The following is an 18,882-nucleotide window of genomic DNA, read 5'->3' on the forward strand; positions in this document are numbered from 1 at the left end:
AAGAGCAATGGAGCGATGGTGACAGGCTGGCTGCTGGACGGAAAGACCTGGTATTATCTAAAGAGCAATGGAGCGATGGCCACAGGCTGGATCCAGGTTGGAAAGACCTGGTATTACCTGAGAGGCAATGGAGCCATGGCTGCCAATACATGGATTGGAAAGTATTATGTAAACAAGAGCGGGGCCTGGACAAAAACAAGGTAGTGAAATGTGCCGTCGGCTGCAGATTGCAGCCGGCGGTATATTTGTTTGGTCCGCCCGGCAGTGCATACGCCAAACCGGTGAAAGTTTCGGATTCGCCCGACGGTGGGAAAAATATAGGGGAGATATGAGAGGCTTCCGAATAGCTGACAGAAAATATTGCCGTATTCCTAATAATGAAAGACTAAGAATTCTGTCCAAGATATAATGTCTATATAAAGATTCGCTTAAGTCTTCTTTGTAACAAAATGTAATGTATTGCAGCCGGGAAGACATGGCCAAAAGCTCAGGCCTGTCTTCCCCTAAATTTTATTTAAGAAGGAGGCCTTTCCGCAATGGGAAAATGGAAAAGAGCATTAAGCCTTATGATGACAGGAGTTATATCTTTGCAGCTGGGCAGTGTGACAGTATTGGCAGACAACCTGCCCCCCTCAGGTGAGACGACGGAGGCTCGGACAGAGGATGTTGAGATTGGCAGTGATGTGTGGGAGACGCCGGTAATTCCAAAAGCAGCAAAGATTCTTTCCGGGGTAGAAAACAGTGAAATCAGCCTGAACGAGACGACCGGTGACGGAACCTGGAAATACCTGTATGACATTCCTGACTATACGCTTCCGGAGGGAGTACCTGCCCCCACAGAGGAGGTGCAGGATTTTGATTTTAATGCCTGGGCTGAGATGGACTGGGAGAACATTAAGGTGCCGGGAGAACCGCTGATGCAGGGATTTGATATTCAGGCAAATAATGAGTATTATTATCAGCGCAGTATTTCTGTTCCGGAGGACTTTGCCGGAAATAGGGTGCTGGTTAGATTTGACGGAGTGTACAGCAATGCAAGAGTGTGGATTAACGGAGAACATGTACGGACTCATGCGGGCGGCTTTACCACCTGGGACTGTGATATCACTGAGTATGCAGCGCCGGGAGAAACAGTTACGATGACCGTGGGAGTGGCTGAAATTTACTCCACAACAAAGGGAATCTGGAATCCGGATGGTAATCCGGTGAACAATCCGTCAAATGCAACGGAATACGCACACCATAATATGGGAGGCATTAACCGGGATGTAAGCCTGGTAGCAATGCCTTTTGACTATATTGCCCGCACTTATGTGAACACTGATTTTGATGAGACATTCACAGATGCCAGCCTGGAAGTAACTGCACAGCTTGGTATGATAACGGAGAACGCACAGCTTCAGGTGGAGCTTTTAGATGAGGGTCAGGTAGTCACTTCCGGGGAAATCGGATTTGAGAGAGAGGCAGCAGAGTTGAAAAATCTTCCTGAACTGATACAGGAGGCCGGTACACTTCTCTCTGAAAATGTAGATAACCTGTATGAAGGAATAAACGGCCAGACAGGGCAGTATTCAAAAGAGGCGTATGAGAAGCTGCTCCGGGAGCGCAACGAGGCACTCAAATTGATCGCGGGGTCCTCCGAACTTTCTGCGGCAAAGAAGCTTTCCCTGCCGGTAGAAGCACCCAAGAAGTGGGACGCAGAGCATCCCAACCTATATACCCTGAGGACGACTCTGGTGATAGATGGTAAAACAGTACAGGTAAATGAAGAAAACGTTGGCTTCCGTGAAATACAATACAGCGGAAAAGACGGCACAGATGTAAATAAGGTGTATGTAAACGGGAAAGAAGTCAAACTCAGGGGGACCTGCCGCCATGATGTATCGTATGATCTGGGACGGTCAATGACAAGGGAACAAAGTTATGCTGAGGCAGAGGCATATAAAAATGCCAATATCAACTTTATCCGTACATCTCATTACCCTGCTTCTGAGGACTTGCTGGATGCCTGCGATGAACTGGGAATCTATGTGGAACAGGAAACAGCAGTGTGCTTTCAGGGCTATGGCTCTGTCTATGGTTCATCTGTAAAAAGCAAGTACGAAGATTTTCTTCCTCAGTTTACGGAGATGATTGAGCGGGACAGGAACCGTGCTTCAATTCTTATATGGTCTCTGGGCAATGAATCCAGTTACAGCGCCATAGCAGAGGAATCCGGAGGAAATGCTATCCAGGATGAGCGTGAGTATCTGAGAGATGTGGAAAATACCCGTCCTACGATCTTTAGCTGGCCAAACAGAGGGGAACCGGAAGGGTTTGTTGATATTTACAGTCAGCATTATGCAAACATTCTGGGCGGAATGGGGCGAAATGACAAGCCTGTTCTCCACGATGAGTATGCTCATATTTCATGCTATAATCTGGACGAACTCCAGAGGGATGTAAATGTCCGGAATTTCTGGGGCGAAGGACTGAAAAAGGGCTGGGAAAATATATTTACTACGGAAGGTGCCCTGGGAGGAGCTTTGTGGGGAGGGATTGATGATGTGTTCTATATCCCCGAAGGTACCTCTGAGCGGTGGCAGTCACATTCAGACGGACAGACTGCAGGCTATGGAGAATGGGGAAGTGTGCTGGATGCATATCTCCGTGAAAAGCCGGAAGCATACCTGACGAAAAAAGCTTATTCGCCGGTACGGGTGGATGAAGATAACTGTTATATATCAGGGGATACTATGAATATTCCTGTAAAGAACTGGTTTGATCATACAGATTTGAAGGAGCTTAAGGTGGAATATGCGGCCGACGGAGGAGAGACAAATACTTTAGAAGTGGCAGAAAGCATTGCCCCTCACAGCGAAGGCGTAATTACTGTTCCCGGTATATCCAAGGAAGCAAAGAGTGTAAACTTAAAATTCTATACCCCTGACGGCATTATGGTGGATGAATACAACGTTGCCCTTGCAGCGGTCCAGCATAAGTTTGCGGAGCCCAGTGAGACCGCACCGTTAATTTCTTCTAATGAGGAGACAAACGAAATCATAGTGAGCGGCGAAGGGTTCTCTGTGGCTTTCAGCACAGTGACAGGTCTTATCAACAGCGGGAATTTTAAAGACGGTGCCCTGATTACAGGAGGTCCATATCTCCACGTGACAGGCATGAACCTGGGAGAGTGGACACCTGCAGAAAGCGGTGGAATTACGGTGGATTTGCAGGATAATTATGCACTGGCTACCTTAAACGGAACCTATCAGAACGGACAGGGTGTGCGATTTGATATGAAAATATCAGGAAATGGCATCATCACTACAGACTATACGCTGACCACAGAGCCTGCCGTGAAAACAGGACTTCGGGAGGTGGGAATCAGCTTTGATATCCCAAAAGAGGCAAAAAGCGTAAGCTGGCTGCGTGATGGCCTGTATAGTGCATATCCGGAGGACCATATCGGACGAAATGAAGGACTGGCATTAAAAACCAGAGAGGGAGCGGAAGAGACACCGGATCAATACGGTGTACTGCCTCAATGGCCGTGGAAAGATGACATGAAGAATTATTTTGTGTATTCTTCGGAGGACCCCAACAACGGTCTGGTGACCAATGACTTTAAGACTATGCGTGAGCATGTCTGGTACTATGATGTTAACTATGGAGATAAGGAAGATTCTCCACGCATCAGTGTAGAATCCCCGGATGCCGGTGTAGCGGCCCGGGTGAGTGTTACCTATGACCGTGGATATATTGACGACAGAGATGCAAGGATAACATATAGCGGAGGATGGGCCCCTTACGATTCTAATTCTGATTATGCAGGAACAGAAACATTCAGTACCAAGCTTGGCGATACCTGTGAATTTACCTTTGAGGGAACGGGTGTGCGGTATATCGGGGCAAAACAGAAAAATACAGGCAAGGTAAAAGTCTATATCGACGGAGCATTCATGGAGGAGGTTGATACCTACAGCGATCTTGGAAATGATTTAAAACAGGCGGTAATCTATAGCATAGACGGGTTAGAGAACGGGGAACATACCATTAAATTGGAGACTTCAGGAGGAAATGCAGACTGTATCGTTGTAGATGCCTTTGAGGTACTCAGGGAAGGCGGATCTGCAGCCACGGAAGAAGCACAGCTGATTATAAACAACCAGTGGTATTATCCGAACCTCGGATGGGGTAATTATACAGGAATTGACGGAAAATTGGAACAGGGCACGACCGGGACAGCAACGATACGCCTGACAAACGGGAAAAATTATTCCACAGAAACAATCCCCACCCTGACTAATGTAACGGTGGCAGAGGAAGGGGATTCTAAGCTGAAAGTCACTTATAACCTGAGCCACGCAGATGAGAGCACAGGGGTGGAACTGCAGTGGTACCGTACCGCAATTGGTGATCCGGATTCTAAGACTCAGGCTATTGAAGGAGCAACCGGGGAAACTCTTGATATTTCTGAATTGTACGGCGACAGGATATATTGTACTGCCACAATGAAGCGGGGAGAGACTGCAGGGACTCCTGTTAAGAGTAATATAATAGAGACAGGCAATTGTGTGATTTATGATATTCTGGCAGATTCGCAGGAATTTCAGTTTACCGGGACAGCGGGAAGTGACTATTTTACAGACAAGAATCAACCCTGGACGGGAAATGCTTATGGAAAAACAGTCACTTATCTGGCAAATAATAATGCAAAAGTAGACTTCACTTTTACCGGTGATGGGATACGATGGATAGGTGCCAAAGAAAACAATCAGGGAATCGTAAAAATTACTGTGGATGGAGAGGAGCCAGTGGAAATTGACCTGTATGACGGAGAGGTTTCTACAACTCACCAAATCAATGAAATCTTGTTTGAACAGGTATGGGATACAGTGGGAGAGCATACTATCACTGTTGAACATACTGGTAAGAAACATCCCGGTTCATCGGGCACCTTTATTAGTATGGATATCTTTGTGGTAATGGGCGAGGGTGCTGCCGGTGTAAATATGCAGGGAGATACCTCCCTGTCTGAGGAAGTGCCTGAAGAGACAGACCCGCAGGAGCCTCAGACGGACCCTGCCGGAGAGGAACCGGAAGCGGAGGATCAGAGCGAAGATGTGCAGCCTGTACAGGAGGCAGAGCCGGAAGAAGAGGAATCCACACAGGAAGCAAGAAGAACCGGTGACAGCTTTGAGAGAAGGATGGCCTCTGCAGGACTTATCAATGAGAGCATGGCAAAAGGCAATGCAGAAAAGGCAAAATCTGCCGTGGATGCATCCGCAGTAGATACAGCAATCAAAGAACTGAGCGGTGCCATTCAGGAATTTAAGGATTCCAGAATTGATAAGATAACACCCCACTGGGTGCAGGAGGGCAGCCGCTGGAGATATCAGAATGCGGACGGCAGCTGGAGCAGGAACACCTGGCAGTCCATCGGCGGAGTTTGGTATTACTTTGATAATGACGGGTATATGAAGACAGGCTGGCTGTTGGACGGAAAGACCTGGTACTATCTGAAGAACGACGGGGCCATGGCAACGGGCTGGATCCAGGACGGAAAGACCTGGTATTATCTGAAGAGCAGCGGAGCGATGGCAACGGGCTGGCTGTTAGACGGAAAGACCTGGTACTATCTGAAGAACGACGGGGCCATGGCAACGGGCTGGATCCAGGACGGAAAGACCTGGTATTACCTGAAGGGTAACGGAGCGATGGCCACAGGCTGGCTGCAGTTAGGAAAGACCTGGTATTATCTGAAGAGCAGCGGAGCGATGGCAACGGGCTGGCTGTTAGACGGAAAGACCTGGTATTATCTGAAGAGCAGCGGAGCGATGGCAACGGGCTGGCTGTTAGACGGAAAGACCTGGTACTATCTGAAGAGCAATGGAGCGATGGTGACAGGCTGGCTGCTGGACGGAAAGACCTGGTATTATCTAAAGAGCAATGGAGCGATGGCCACAGGCTGGATCCAGGTTGGAAAGACGTGGTATTACCTGAGGGGCAATGGAGCCATGGCTGCCAATACATGGATTGGAAAGTATTATGTAAATAAGAGCGGGGCCTGGACCAAGACTAGGTAAGTTGTAAAAAAAGGGCAAGGAGCTGGTGCAAACGGATTATGGATATCCGGGAGCAGCAGCTCCTTGCCCTTTCCGGAAGGTATTTTTTGCATAGATGGAAATAATCTCCGTCAAGATAGGAGCGCCGCTCTGCGGGCGGTATGGTATAATAAATCAACTAAATTGTTAAATTTGCAAAAAAATAATTCCGAAAATTACACAAAATATTGGACGTTTTTCCTAATAACGGAAGCATTACAGGAAGCAAAAGGGTAAAATACACTTATGAAGAATGAGCTTAAGCAATCTTTATTAGACATTTTAGGCAGTCCAGAATTTGACATTCATATCAGGAATGCAGGGAAGTTCCGCTTCCCAATCAACTATTTGTTTGGTGTACACAGTCACATTGAATTCGAAATGAATTACATTAACTCCGGCAACTGCGTCATGGAGATTGGAGGTGTTCTTACATCACTGAAGCAGGGGGATTGTGTTATCATTTCGCCGAATATCCCACATTATTTTATGGTTGGAATGCAGAGAGGGTGCAGTATTGTACAGCTGGAATATTCCATGAATCTGCCGGACCATATCGCGGATACGTTTCGGTTCATGTATGGCAAAAGAGAGTACATACAAATTACAGACAGTGCATCCATTGGAAATGTTATGGAGGGAATCTGCCGCTGCTTTCGGGAAGAGAAGCCTGACCTATATATGAAGCCGCAGCTGGAGTTTGGGTTTGCACAATTATATATGGCATTGGCCTATATCCTGGAGGAGGAAGCAAAAACAGATGTAAGTAAATTATTAAACAGACAGAGCCAGCTCCTTCGTTATATTAACGAGTACTATGACAGTAAGCTTAATATCGAAGAACTTGCAGAGAATTTCGGAGTTAGCTCTCGCAGTGTCCGCAAATATTTTGAAGAAAATCTGGGTATGAGCTGCACAGAATATATTACAATGCTGCGGATGGAAAAAGCGAAAGGGCTGTTGTGGAATTCCAAGAGAAGTATTACGGATATTGCCATAACAGTTGGGTACAGCAGTTCACAGTATTTCAACAATGTTTTTAGGCAGTATACGGGAATGACACCCGGTAAATTCAGAAGTAGCTGGCGAGGTGTGATTGCAGAGGAGAGACTACTTTATGAATAAACGAGAAAATTTGCTGAGGGCTCTACGCAGGGAAAAACCCGAATATGTCCCATGTGACTTTGAGTTATGTCCGGCTCACATTGATGCTTTTGAAAAAGCTCATGGAACCAGAAACTTTCGGGAATATTACGATTTTGCCTGCAGGTATATAGAGCTGAAACCTTCACAGCATGTGAATGATTACAGCAAATACTATGAGGATGTGGAAGGTCCCATAGAACCCCTGGACTGGAATCCGGAATGGGGAGTGATGGGAAAAAGGGGTACCGTAGCCCATTTCCAGGAAATGATTCATCCCATGCGGAACTTTGAGACAGAGGAGGAAATTGAGGAATATCCGTTTCCTGATATGAACGCAGACTACCGCTGGGAAGGGCTGAAGGAGGAAAATGACAGTCTGATCCGCCAGGGTTATGCAACAGCAGCCTTTATGGAAATGACCATATTTGAACTCTGCTGGTATCTTAGGGGAATGGAAGAATTCATGATGGGTTTTTATGTTGACCCGGAATTCAACGACAAACTGATGGACAAAATTACGGATATCCGTATAGAGATGGCCAGAAGATATGCACAGGTAGGCGTGGACATTCTGATGCTGGGGGATGATGTATCTACCCAGGAGGACATGATGATGAGTCCCGACCTGTGGAGAAGTACATTAAAACCAAGGCTTGCGAAGATTATTCAGGCAGCCAGAGAAGTAAAAGAAGACATTCTTATCTTTTACCACGGAGACGGCAATCTGGAACGCATTATTCCTGACTTAATTGAGATTGGCGTAGATGTTCTGAATCCGGTGCAGCCGGAATGTGTGGATCCTTTTAAGGTAAAGGAGCTTTACGGTGACCAATTATCTTTTTGGGGATGTGTAGGCACACAGACCACGATGCCTTTTGGAACAAAAGAAGAGATTTTTGATGTTTGCAAAAAATTAATCTGTGAGGTGGGCAAAGGGGGAGGCCTTTTGATCGCCCCTACTCACGTAATCGAGCCGGAGGTGCCCTATGAGAATGTAGAAGCCTTTCTGCAGGCCATAGACACGTACGGCAAATATGAGAATGTAAGTAACTAAGACAGACAAAGGAGAGTTCTTCAAGGAGGAAAAGCATGGGAAGTGTGTTGGAATTCCAAAATATAACGAAATATTTTCCGGGCGTGAAGGCGCTGGACAATATTTGTTTTAAAGCCCATAGCGGTGAAGTTCTCGCGTTTCTGGGGGAAAATGGAGCAGGCAAATCTACACTGCTGAAGGTACTGAACGGAGACTACAGGCCAGATGGAGGAAAATATCTGCTGGATGGAGAGGAAAAACATTTCCACACACCCCATGAAGCAATCGAGGAAGGCATTAGTGTAATTTATCAGGAACGGCAGATTCTGCTGGAGCTCAGCGTGGCAGAGAACATCTTTCTGGGAAGGATGCCGGCGAACCAGTTAGGGGTCATCAATGTCCGCAAAGCCAATGAGATGGCGCAGAAGATTATTGACGACTTCGGACTGCCCATAGCGCCGTCCACAAAAGTAAAGGATCTAAGCATTGCCCATCAGCAGATGGTAGAGATTATGAAGGCCTACAGCAGGGAGAACCTTAAGGTAATCTGCTTCGATGAGCCCACAGCCAGCTTAAGTGACGCGGAGATTGATATGCTCTTCGCGATTATTGAAAAGCTGAAGGCACAGGGCAAGATCATTATTTATGTTTCCCACCGGATGAACGAGATTCGGCGTATTACAGACAAGGTTGCCATCTTTAAGGATGGATGTTACATAGACACCGTGGTCACAAAGGATACACCGGAAGACGTTATGATTAAAATGATGGTGGGCCGGGATTTGGGAGATATCTATGAGAAACTGGACAGAGAGAAAGAGATCGGCGATGTACTTTTAGAAGTGAAGAATGTCTCTTCCGACTATGTAAAGGAAGTCTCCTTTACCCTCAGAAAGGGAGAAGTGCTGGGATTCTCAGGCCTGGTAGGCGCAGGGCGGACAGAAGTCATGCGGGCGATTATCGGTGCAGACACCATGCGCACAGGGGAAGTTTATCTGGAAGGGAAAAAGATTGTGAACCGGTCGCCGAAACATGCGGTGGACAACGGAATCGTTCTGGTTCCGGAAGACAGGAAACTCCAGGGGATTATTTCCAACCTGAGTGTTGCGGGGAATATTAACATTTCTCTTTTGAACAAGAATGCGAATAAACTGGGAATTATTGATCACAAAAAGGAAACGGAGGAAGCATATAAAGGAATTGAGAATTTTAAAATTAAGACCCCCTCTCCGGATAAGAAAATCGTAGAGCTTTCCGGAGGAAATCAGCAGAAATGTATCGTGGCCAGGTGGATAGCCACCAACCCTAAGGTGCTGATACTAGACGAACCTACAAAGGGTATTGATGTGGGGGCGAAGTCAGAATTCTATAACATGATTTGTGAATTTGCTAAGCAGGGACTGGGTGTTATACTGATCTCCTCGGAGCTTCCCGAGGTAATCGGACTCTCAGACAGAATCATTGTGATGAAATCGCTCAGGATAGCCGGAGAGGTGTCCAGAGAAGAAGCAACAGAGGACAGGTTATTAAGTTTGGGTATGATAGGAGAGGACAAGAATGAGTAATGTACAGGCGGAACAAAAGAAAGAAGGCAAATTAAAAAGTATAGTATCTGCCATTGGCGGAGATAAACTGGTACTGATAGGCGCTATTATTTTAGTATTTATATTGTTCACTGCTATCAATAAGAACTTTCTGACTATGCAGAATATGATTAACCTCCTTGTGGCGGCTTCTCTGGTAGGCATGGTGGCAGTGGGGCATACATACCTGATTATTGCAGGCCAGAATGATTTATCTCCGGGTTCCCTGGCAGCCTTTTCCGGTGTATTTGCAGCATTGCTGCTCAGCTGGGGTGTCCCGGTAGTGATAGCAATTGTGGTGACACTGGCAGCGGGAGCTGTTGTGGGTATCTTCAATGCGTGGATGGTTAACAAGATTAAACTGGAGTCTTTTATTGCAACTCTGGTAACACAGGCCATTATCCGTGGGTTTGCCTACATTATATGCGACGGAAAACCGGTGGCTATCAGCAATTCCGCTTTTATCCAGCTGGGAAAAGCCAGATTTCTGTCTATCCCTGTATCTGTGTGGCTTATGCTGATTTCTATGGTGGTATTCGGTTTTATTCTTGCCAAAACAAAGTTCGGCCGAAGTGTTTATGCTATCGGAGGAAGTACAGAGGCGGCCAGGCTGGCAGGCCTGAACCCTCAGAAAATCGTAACCCTTTGTTTTATTATGATTGGTGTGCTTACTTCTCTGGGCGGTATCGTATTCTCTGCACGTATGAATGCAGGGCAGCCTGCCGCAAATGTGAACTTAGAGTTTGATGCCATTACCGCAGTTATCCTGGGAGGTGTTTCCTTTACCGGCGGTGTGGGAAGCATGGGGGGAACCATGCTGGGTGTACTTTTAATTCAGGCATTTAACACAGGACTTATCATGGTAAATGTACCTACGTTCTGGCAGTATGTAGCCAGAGGGGCGCTCCTTCTGTTCGCTTTGACTTCTGACTATATCAGAAAGGAAAAACGTAACAAAGAACTCCTGGCAGCCAGCATGAAGGTAGAAAGCAGTAAATAATCAGATGTGTATTTGCACATTTGACATAGAGCAATAAACTATAAAACTCCAAGGAGGAAATTTAAATGAAAAAGAAGGTATTAGCAGCATTATTGGCAGCAACAGTAGCAGCAACAGCCCTGGTGGGATGCGGCGGACAAGATGAAAAATCTGACGCAGCAGAGACAACAACAGAAGCTGGGGATTCTGAGGAAAAACCAGCGGCGGATGCCGGCAAAGAAAAAGGAGATCTGGTTGTGTACGGTATCTATAAAGCAGGGGATCAGACCTGGTTTATCGATGAGGGAGAAGCTGCGAAGGCAGCCGTGGAAGCAGCAGGAGGAACTTTTGTCTATGTAGACGCCAAGATGAATCCTGAGGAATATCTGAAAGCTGTTGACAACGCCATTGCTAATAACGCTTCTGGTATTGTAACTTGTATCCCGGATCAGACTATGTCCCAGGCGGTAGTAGATAAATGTAAAGAGGCAAATATGCCTGTAGTAGCAGCGGACGATGCGCTGCAGGATGGCGCAGGTGAAAAGCTGGCTCCCTGGGTTGGAATCAATGCCTATGTCATTGGTGAGGCGAACGGAGAGTGGCTTGCCAATTATGTAAAGGACAACAATCTTGCGGCCGATCCTGAAGTCGGGCTGCTGGTTATGACCATGGACACCGTATCCAGCTGTGTACCCAGAGCAGAGGGTGAACTGGACAAGTTTACAGAGTTAGCTCCTGACTTTGATCAGAGCAAGATCTTCAAAGCAGACTATGACGGTACTACCGACAAGGGAAATACAGCAGCAGCAGCGGTTATCACCGCCAATCCTGACATCAAAAAGTGGCTGGTAACAGGCGCAAATGAAGAGGGATGTATCGGTGCCGCCCGTGCGCTGGAGAGTGCCGGTTTGGACGCAGATGCTTGTGTAGTAGGCTTGGGTGCCTATATGGCAAAAGACGAATGGAACAACAAGGGAGCAGATGGTACTTGCGTGAAAGCTTCCGCTTACTTCTCAGCAGAATCAGTAGGCGCAGGTTCTGTGGAAGTGCTGATGCAGCTCATCAATGGGGAAGAACCTCCTATGGAAACTGCAGTGGACGCCGTTGTTGTAACTCCTGAGACATATAAAGAGGTAATGGGGAAAGCAGCAGAATAAAAAGACAAGAGAGCAGCATAGCCGACAAAACGGCTATGCTGTTTTTAGGTTTACCACCGAAATCTTAGGAATGTCCCCCCTTTTTTGGAAATTTAGAGTTTCAACTTTTGGCAATACAGGTAGAATGATAGTAAAGAAGTAGGTTGAAACAAAATTTCTAATAGTATCTTGCAGACGGAAGAATAATGTGACATGATACAAATCATAAGAAAACTGTGAAAAAACGCTAAAGGGGAAAACCTATGAAAAGAATCCGAAAGGCTGTCCGGGGATTTAAGACACAAATTGTCCTGTCCTTTCTTATTGTGTCTATCATTCCTCTCATTGGCATAGGGATATGGACCTATAAGAACACCTCCGGAATTGTAAACGACAATGTGAAGACTTTTACCTATGCAAATCTGGCACAGACCAGCAAAACAGCGGCTGTATCTATTGAAGCCTATCATGCTCTGATTTACCAGATTTTTACAGATGAAAACATTGTGGCCCTGACAGACAAGATTAACGCCGGTCAGGATACGGCCGTGAGTAAGAACCAGCTGCGCCGGGCTTTAAGAGGATATGCCAGTGCAAAGCCGGATATCCAGTCCATCACCATACTGACAGCCAGCGGAGAGGCGGTCTTCTATGATATGATTACGGCTGCCACCACAAAGAATTCCTGGCTGGATGAGTTCAGACTGTCCCGGAGAGAGATATTTCAGCAGATATCAGGGACAGCGGGCACTGTGATGTACTCCACACAGTACGCGACTACCCAGGGAAACAATGACTATTATTTATTTCATATGGCAAACAGGATTATTGATTATAAAAAGGTAAAGAAGAGAAATGGAGTTGTAATCGTCAGCATTGATGAGAGAATGCTGAATGATATCTGTAATGAAGATACCGTACGCATGGAGGATGGACGGTATCAAACCATGAACTTTATCGCGGACGGAGAGGGAAGACTCTGTTCCTTCGATGATCCGGCCCGCTGCGGTACAAAACTCTGGGAGAAAAAGGATACACAGGAGGAAAAAGTAAGGAAGACAAAGCAGTTCCTTGAGACGGAGGGCTATATGTCGGGGGATCACCTGGCTGTTCAGACGTATTATGATGAGAAACTGGACTTTACCTTCGTTAATGCATCCAACCAGGCGGCCACGTTGGGACAGCTGCGGCAGCAGAGAACCATTATATGCCTGATCGTAATTTTTTCCGGGGCTGCGCTGGTTATTATCATACATTTTACAGTAGCCCATCTCACTGGTTCGGTGTACCGGGTAGTTGCTACTATGAAGAACGTGGAGGAGGGCGGACTGGCCCAGCGGATTCCGGATGAGAAGCGTATGCCCACAGAAATTGAGCTGATTGCCAGGCAGTTTAACCATATGCTCAGCAAGGTGGAAGAGTCTATGGATAAAGAGCGGGAAGCAGTTGTGCGCCAGAAAAATGCGGAGATTGCCGCATTGGAGGCTCAGATTAACCCTCATTTTCTGTATAATATCCTGGATACCATTAACTGGATGGCAATCGATAAGGATGAATACGAGATCAGCAATACCATTAATTCTCTGGCGCAGATCCTCAGGTACGGACTGGATAAGAGCAACTCCATGGTGGAGATACGCAGAGAGGTGGAGTGGCTCCGTCAGTATATATTTCTGCAGCAGACAAGGCTTAAAAATACCTTTGAGTGTCAAATCAACACAGAGCCGGAGATACTGGGTTGCCGGATCCATAAGCTGCTGTTCCAGCCCTTTGTGGAAAATGCCATTCTCCATGGCTTTGACGGGGTGGAGCGGAAGCATATTCTGAAAATCTCCATTGACGGGGATGAGAACCGCATCCGGATACGGATACAGGACAATGGAAAGGGAATGCCCCAGGAGACGGCAGATCGCTTTGCTGCAGGTGAGACAGCAGAGGCTCAAGAGAGATCTCACATCGGGATCAGCAATGCCATTGGCCGCTTAAAGATGTATTATGAGGAGGAAGCACAGGCAGAGATCAAGAGCTGTCCGGGAGAAGGGACAGAAATTACACTGTGGATACCAAGGTTGGAATAGGGACGGAGAGAAAAAGACTGGAGTGTTGGAATATGAGGATTGTTATTGTAGAGGATGAGATCAGAATCAGGGAGGGGATATCAAAGCTTCTGGGAAAGATAGACCCATCCTACGAGATCGTGGGGGAGGCAGAAAATGGCCGGACCGGACTTGAACTGGTAAAAGCGGTCAGGCCGGATCTGGTGATTACAGATATTAAGATGCCGGAAATGGACGGGCTGCAGATGCTGGAGGAGCTTCATAAAGATGGTCTTCTGATAAAAGCGATTGTGCTCAGCGCCTACTCAGAATTCGCCTATGCGCAGCAGGCCATTCACCTGGGAGTAAGTGAATACATACTGAAGCCTGTTGCGGTGGGAGAGCTGGCTCAATCCTTAAAAAATGTGGAGGATCAGCTGAAAGAGGCCAGGAGAAACGAAGGGGAACATCCGGAGAAGCTGCGGTCTCTGGAGAACATTTGTATTGGGCTTCTCATGGGGACGGTGGCAGCGGACAGAGAATTAGAAACCTATCTTGCCGGGCAGTATGGGATAGATCCGGGAGGAGAGTTTGCGCTGCTGAGTTTTTACCTGGGAAAGCAATATGAGAGAGAAAGGAAGCATACGGCTATTGAGATAGAGACCATGCTGAAAGGGATGGGCGGGGTGCCCCACTGTCTGTTCTACCTTCCTGAAAAGTCAGAGATCCTGGTGCTGCTGTACCGGTGGGAGGATCTGGCAAAGGCAGAACGTGAAATCAGCAACTATCTGGTACACCACAGAGGGATGGCAGGCCAGAGAGCAGTGAGCGCGGGGTGGCATGCTTTTCAGGGACTGAGCAGCCTCTCGGGTGCGTTTCAGACCCTGCAGAAGTATATGGACTGGGCGCTGGTTCTGGGAAGCTCGGTTCTTATTGTCTATCCCAAGATTACGCAGGTGCAGACCCAGCCGCTGTCCTACCCTGTGGAACTGGAGAAGGAGATGCGGAGGGAACTATGTGCCGGTAGGCAAAAAAGGATTCAGCAGGCGGGGAGGGCCTTCCGGGAGTACTTTGCCAATGGCACTGTCTATGCTCCCAGGGAGATTAAGGAATCCTACGTACGCTTTCTGTGGAGTATCCTGAATGTGGGAAAGGAAATTGATATTGAACCTCTGAAAGCCGTTGGACAGCAGGAGCTTCTGGAAGATATTATGTCTGCAGTCACCTATGACGAACTGGAGGAGATTCTTGACGGTGTGACAGCCAGAATCCCTGTGGAAGGAGAAAGGGACGACAATTATCTGATTCAGAGGACGAAAAGCCTTATTCACGAATTTTACCGGCAGGGCATCACTCTGGATGAGATCGCCGGACAGCTGAAGATCACACCGGAATACCTGGGCATGCAGTTCCACAGGGAGACGGGAAGTAATTTTTCCTCGTATATGAAGAATTACCGGGTAAAAAAGGCAAAAGAGCTGCTTATAGGCTCCCGGATGAAGCTCTATGAGATTGCCTCCGCCGTGGGGTATTCGGATCCCAAGTATTTCAGCAGGGTATTCAAGGAGGTGACAGGGGAACTTCCGGCAGAGTACAGAAAGCGGCATCAATAAAAGAGGGTAGACATTTCCGATTACTTTAGAAATGTCTACCCTTTTTCAGTTATTTAGAGTTTTGGAACCGGGAAATCTGAGATAGAATAAGACCATAGAAAACAGAAAGCCATTCCAGCAATGACATTCTTTAATAAACAAATATAAGGAGGATTAATTTATGAGAAAGAAAGTAGTAGCAGCTTTTTTAGCAGCGACAATGGCCATGGGCATGCTTGCCGGATGCGGCGACAGCAAAAGCGATGACAGCAATAAGGACACAAAGGAAAGCGGTACAGAGACAACAGCCAAGGCTGACGGCGAGGACGCAGGAGAGAAAGAGGACGTTACCATCTGGTATTACTGGGAGACGGAGGGGCACCAGAAAGCCCTGGACAAGGTGATTCAAGATTATAACGCATCCCAGGATGCCATACAGGTAACGGCCAAGTATGTTCCGTTTGCTGACTTTAAGAAACAGCTCTCCATCGGGGCATCTGCCAACGAGCTTCCCGACATTGCCATTCTGGACTCCCCGGATCATGCGTCCTATGCTTCTATGGGAATCTTCGCAGATTTAACAGGGAAGTTTGATGTATCCAGCTATTATCAGGGCGCAGTAGATTCCTGTACTATAGACGGCAGCCTCTACGGGGTTCCCTTCGGAGTAAATTGTCTGGGACTCTACTACAACAAGGATATGATGGATGCGGCTGGCCTTACGCCGCCCACAACCTGGGACGAGCTGAAGGATACTGCAGCGGCTCTCACAAAGGACAAGGTAACCGGTATGGCATTCTGCAGCGTTCAGAACGAGGAGGGAACCTTTAACTTTATGCCGTGGGTATGGTCCACCGGCACGGATTCCTACACCATTGACTCTGAGGGAGGGAAGAAAGCCCTGACGTTGGCAAAGGATCTCATCGATTCCGGTTCTATGAGCAAGGAGTGCATTAACTGGACACAGGGAGACGTAATGAACCAATTCATCTCCGGCAACGTAGCTATGATGATCAATGGTCCATGGCAGATTCCAACCATGAAGGAGGAGGCGCCGGACCTGAACTGGGATGTAACCTTAATTCCCAAGGACAGCGAATATGCCTCTGCTTTAGGCGGTGAAAATTATGCAGTAATCGCCGGCGGCAATGAAGAAGGAGCTCTTAAGTTCCTGGAATATGCCACAGAACAAGAACAGGTGACTTATCTCATGGACAAATTCGGCTACATATCAGCAGATAAATCCATTGCAGAGACCCAGTTTACAGATGACGCAGTTATGCAGAAGTTTACAGAAGAGTTGAATTATGCCAAAGCAAGAGGTCCTCTGGCAGAGTGGCCGGAGGTATCCGATGCCATCTCACTGGCCTTTAATCAGGTAATGACAGGCGCAGCAGAACCGGACAAGGCAGCTGCCGATGCCCAGGCAACCATTGACAGTATTGTAAAAAAATAAAAGCGGACAGATAGGGATACGGAGTATGCGGAAGATCCGTGTACTCCGTATCTTTGCCCAAAATTAATGAGGAGGCGTTATTTTGAAAAAAGCGAAGCGGTTTTTTCAGTATGACAATATTGGATATCTGTTTGTTCTTCCGGCATTTCTATACATGCTCATATTCGTAGGATATCCCATTGTGGACAATATTATATTAAGCTTTCAGGACGTAAACATGAAAACACTGACCGCGGCTCACAAGCCATTTGCGGGACTGGCCAATTACATAGAGATTTTTCAAGATCCTGTATTTATAAAATCTTTGAGCAACACACTTTTATTCACTGTATGCTGTTTACTGTTCCAGTTTCTCATCGGATTCGCCCTGGCGATCTTTTTCAACCAAAACTTTAAGATTTCAAAGCCGGTGCGGGGACTTCTGATGATGCCCTGGATGATTCCCATCACGGTGACAGCACTTATCTTTAAATTTATCTTTGGCACAGATGTGGGGATTCTCAATAATATTCTCCAGGGACTGGGGATTATCAAGGAAAACATAGACTGGCTGACTTCCACGAATACGGCAATGTTTGCCATTGTATGCGCTAATGTGTGGATCGGAATTCCCTTCAACATGATTCTGATTTCCACAGGACTCACCACTATTCCCCAGGAATTGTATGAGAGCGCATCCATAGACGGAGCCGGTAAGATCCAGTCATTTTTTAAGATTACGTTACCGCTGCTGAAGCCCACCATTGAATCCGTTTTAATTTTAGGCTTTATCTATACATTTAAGGTATTTGATCTTGTATATGTAATGACGGGAGGGGGACCGGTGAATTCCACCCACATGCTCTCCACCTATTCTTATAAATTATCCTTCGAAATGTTCAAATACAGCAAAGGATCTGCAGTGGCAAATGTATTGTTTGTGATTCTGCTGATTATCAGCATGTTCTATCTGCGGATGACAACGAAAGGAGAGGAAGAATAATGGGAGACGAGAAAAGAATTACCGGCGGAAAGAATGTGATCCTGTGTATCGCATCGCTTCTTGTACTGTGTGTACTGCTGTTCCCGCTGTTCTGGATAATAGTGACATCCCTGAAGACGGAGCAGGAGATCTTCCAGGTTCCCCCCACCTTGTTTCCCCACGTGCTGAATACAAAGTCGTATGCGGCACAGGTAGAAACCGGAGACTTTAACATGTTCCGGTCTTTTGGAAACAGTCTGCTCATTGCGGCAGGGGCCATGGTAATCTCGGTAATCCTGGCAGTTCCCGCTTCCTACGGAATTGCAAAATACCGGTTCCGGGGAAAGAAAGTAGTGCTTTTGGGCTTCCTGGTCACCCAGATGCTTCCGGTGTCTGTGCTTCTGACACCAATGTTTATTATGTTCAGGAACATACACGCGTATAACACACCTGTGGCAGCTATTCTGGCAGATGCCACCATTGGGATTCCATTTTCAGTACTTATTTTAAAGAATTATTTTGCCTCTATTCCCAAGGAACTGGAGGAGGCCGCTTATATAGACGGATGCAACCGATTTACCGCATTTATCCGGGTACTGATTCCCATTGCAAAGCCGGGGGTTATGGTATGTTCCATCTTTTCCTTCCTGTATGCCTGGGGAGATCTGGCCTACGGCATGACTTTTATCATCGACCAGCAGAAACGGCCTATCACAGCGGGGATTTTTAACTTTATGGGACAGTACGGAACCAAGTGGAGTTACCTCACTGCATTTGCGGTAGTTACAATTATCCCAGTGGCATTAATATTTATCTTTATGCAGAAATACATCATAAGCGGCATGACCAGCGGCGCAGTAAAAGGCTGACGCAG

The 18,882-nt window shown here is 46.9% G+C and carries 11 protein-coding genes and 1 pseudogene; all 12 read left to right on the forward strand.

Translation table 11 applies throughout. From position 1 onward, the window contains the following. Nucleotides 1-204: pseudogene (locus BUA56_RS07505) on the forward strand (N-acetylmuramoyl-L-alanine amidase family protein); the annotation flags it as partial. 332 nt (nucleotides 205-536) lie between these two features. Continuing rightward, complete coding sequence (locus BUA56_RS07510) at nucleotides 537-6,068, forward strand: glycoside hydrolase family 2 (RefSeq protein WP_072850493.1); 5,532 nt, start codon at nucleotides 537-539, stop codon at nucleotides 6,066-6,068. A gap of 264 nt (nucleotides 6,069-6,332) precedes the next feature. Further along, a complete protein-coding gene (locus BUA56_RS07515) occupies nucleotides 6,333-7,211 on the forward strand; it encodes a helix-turn-helix transcriptional regulator (protein WP_072850495.1) in 879 nt (292 codons plus the stop codon). Further along, complete coding sequence (locus BUA56_RS07520; protein WP_072850497.1) at nucleotides 7,204-8,286, forward strand: uroporphyrinogen decarboxylase family protein; 1,083 nt, start codon at nucleotides 7,204-7,206, stop codon at nucleotides 8,284-8,286. Before BUA56_RS07515 ends, BUA56_RS07520 begins: the two co-directional genes overlap by 8 nt. A 35-nt stretch (nucleotides 8,287-8,321) precedes the next feature. Beyond that, nucleotides 8,322-9,830: a sugar ABC transporter ATP-binding protein gene (locus BUA56_RS07525; protein WP_072850499.1), complete on the forward strand. Its 1,509-nt coding sequence runs from the start codon at nucleotides 8,322-8,324 to the stop codon at nucleotides 9,828-9,830. Next, entirely contained in the window at nucleotides 9,823-10,848 is a 1,026-nt protein-coding gene (locus tag BUA56_RS07530) for an ABC transporter permease (protein WP_072850501.1), read from the forward strand. The genes BUA56_RS07525 and BUA56_RS07530 overlap by 8 nt, the downstream gene beginning before the upstream one ends. Before the next feature lie 65 nt (nucleotides 10,849-10,913). Beyond that, the gene (locus BUA56_RS07535; RefSeq protein WP_072850503.1) at nucleotides 10,914-11,984 is read left to right on the forward strand and encodes a substrate-binding domain-containing protein; all 1,071 of its coding nucleotides are present in this window, start codon (nucleotides 10,914-10,916) and stop codon (nucleotides 11,982-11,984) included. A 242-nt stretch (nucleotides 11,985-12,226) separates the two neighbouring features. Continuing rightward, the gene (locus BUA56_RS07540) at nucleotides 12,227-14,041 is read left to right on the forward strand and encodes a cache domain-containing sensor histidine kinase (protein WP_072850505.1); all 1,815 of its coding nucleotides are present in this window, start codon (nucleotides 12,227-12,229) and stop codon (nucleotides 14,039-14,041) included. A 32-nt stretch (nucleotides 14,042-14,073) separates the two neighbouring features. Beyond that, the gene (locus BUA56_RS07545) at nucleotides 14,074-15,612 is read left to right on the forward strand and encodes a response regulator transcription factor (RefSeq protein WP_072850767.1); all 1,539 of its coding nucleotides are present in this window, start codon (nucleotides 14,074-14,076) and stop codon (nucleotides 15,610-15,612) included. Between the two features lie 160 nt (nucleotides 15,613-15,772). Further along, nucleotides 15,773-17,047 carry a sugar ABC transporter substrate-binding protein gene (locus BUA56_RS07550; RefSeq protein WP_072850507.1) on the forward strand — a complete coding sequence of 425 codons (1,275 nt, stop codon included), beginning with the start codon at nucleotides 15,773-15,775 and terminating at the stop codon, nucleotides 17,045-17,047. A gap of 82 nt (nucleotides 17,048-17,129) precedes the next feature. Then, entirely contained in the window at nucleotides 17,130-18,029 is a 900-nt protein-coding gene (locus BUA56_RS07555) for a carbohydrate ABC transporter permease (RefSeq protein WP_072850509.1), read from the forward strand. Further along, nucleotides 18,029-18,877, forward strand: a complete 849-nt coding sequence (locus BUA56_RS07560) for a carbohydrate ABC transporter permease (protein WP_072850511.1) — start codon at nucleotides 18,029-18,031, stop codon at nucleotides 18,875-18,877. The genes BUA56_RS07555 and BUA56_RS07560 overlap by 1 nt, the downstream gene beginning before the upstream one ends. The last annotated feature ends 5 nt before the right edge of the window (nucleotides 18,878-18,882 follow it).

It is taken from the genome of Lactonifactor longoviformis DSM 17459, assembly GCF_900129135.1.
GTDB classification, from domain to species: Bacteria; Bacillota; Clostridia; order Lachnospirales; family Lachnospiraceae; genus Lactonifactor; species Lactonifactor longoviformis.

Bases quoted from the DNA above. Each gene is read 5' to 3' on its own strand.
- BUA56_RS07550 (WP_072850507.1), top strand. From the start codon at position 15,773: ATGAGAAAGAAAGTAGTAGCAGCTTTTTTAGCAGCGACAATGGCCATG.
- BUA56_RS07510 (WP_072850493.1), top strand. From the start codon at position 537: ATGGGAAAATGGAAAAGAGCATTAAGCCTTATGATGACAGGAGTTATA.
- BUA56_RS07530 (WP_072850501.1), top strand. From the start codon at position 9,823: ATGAGTAATGTACAGGCGGAACAAAAGAAAGAAGGCAAATTAAAAAGT.
- BUA56_RS07545 (WP_072850767.1), top strand. From the start codon at position 14,074: ATGAGGATTGTTATTGTAGAGGATGAGATCAGAATCAGGGAGGGGATA.
- BUA56_RS07525 (WP_072850499.1), top strand. From the start codon at position 8,322: ATGGGAAGTGTGTTGGAATTCCAAAATATAACGAAATATTTTCCGGGC.
- BUA56_RS07535 (WP_072850503.1), top strand. From the start codon at position 10,914: ATGAAAAAGAAGGTATTAGCAGCATTATTGGCAGCAACAGTAGCAGCA.
- BUA56_RS07540 (WP_072850505.1), top strand. From the start codon at position 12,227: ATGAAAAGAATCCGAAAGGCTGTCCGGGGATTTAAGACACAAATTGTC.
- BUA56_RS07560 (WP_072850511.1), top strand. From the start codon at position 18,029: ATGGGAGACGAGAAAAGAATTACCGGCGGAAAGAATGTGATCCTGTGT.
- BUA56_RS07520 (WP_072850497.1), top strand. From the start codon at position 7,204: ATGAATAAACGAGAAAATTTGCTGAGGGCTCTACGCAGGGAAAAACCC.
- BUA56_RS07515 (WP_072850495.1), top strand. From the start codon at position 6,333: ATGAAGAATGAGCTTAAGCAATCTTTATTAGACATTTTAGGCAGTCCA.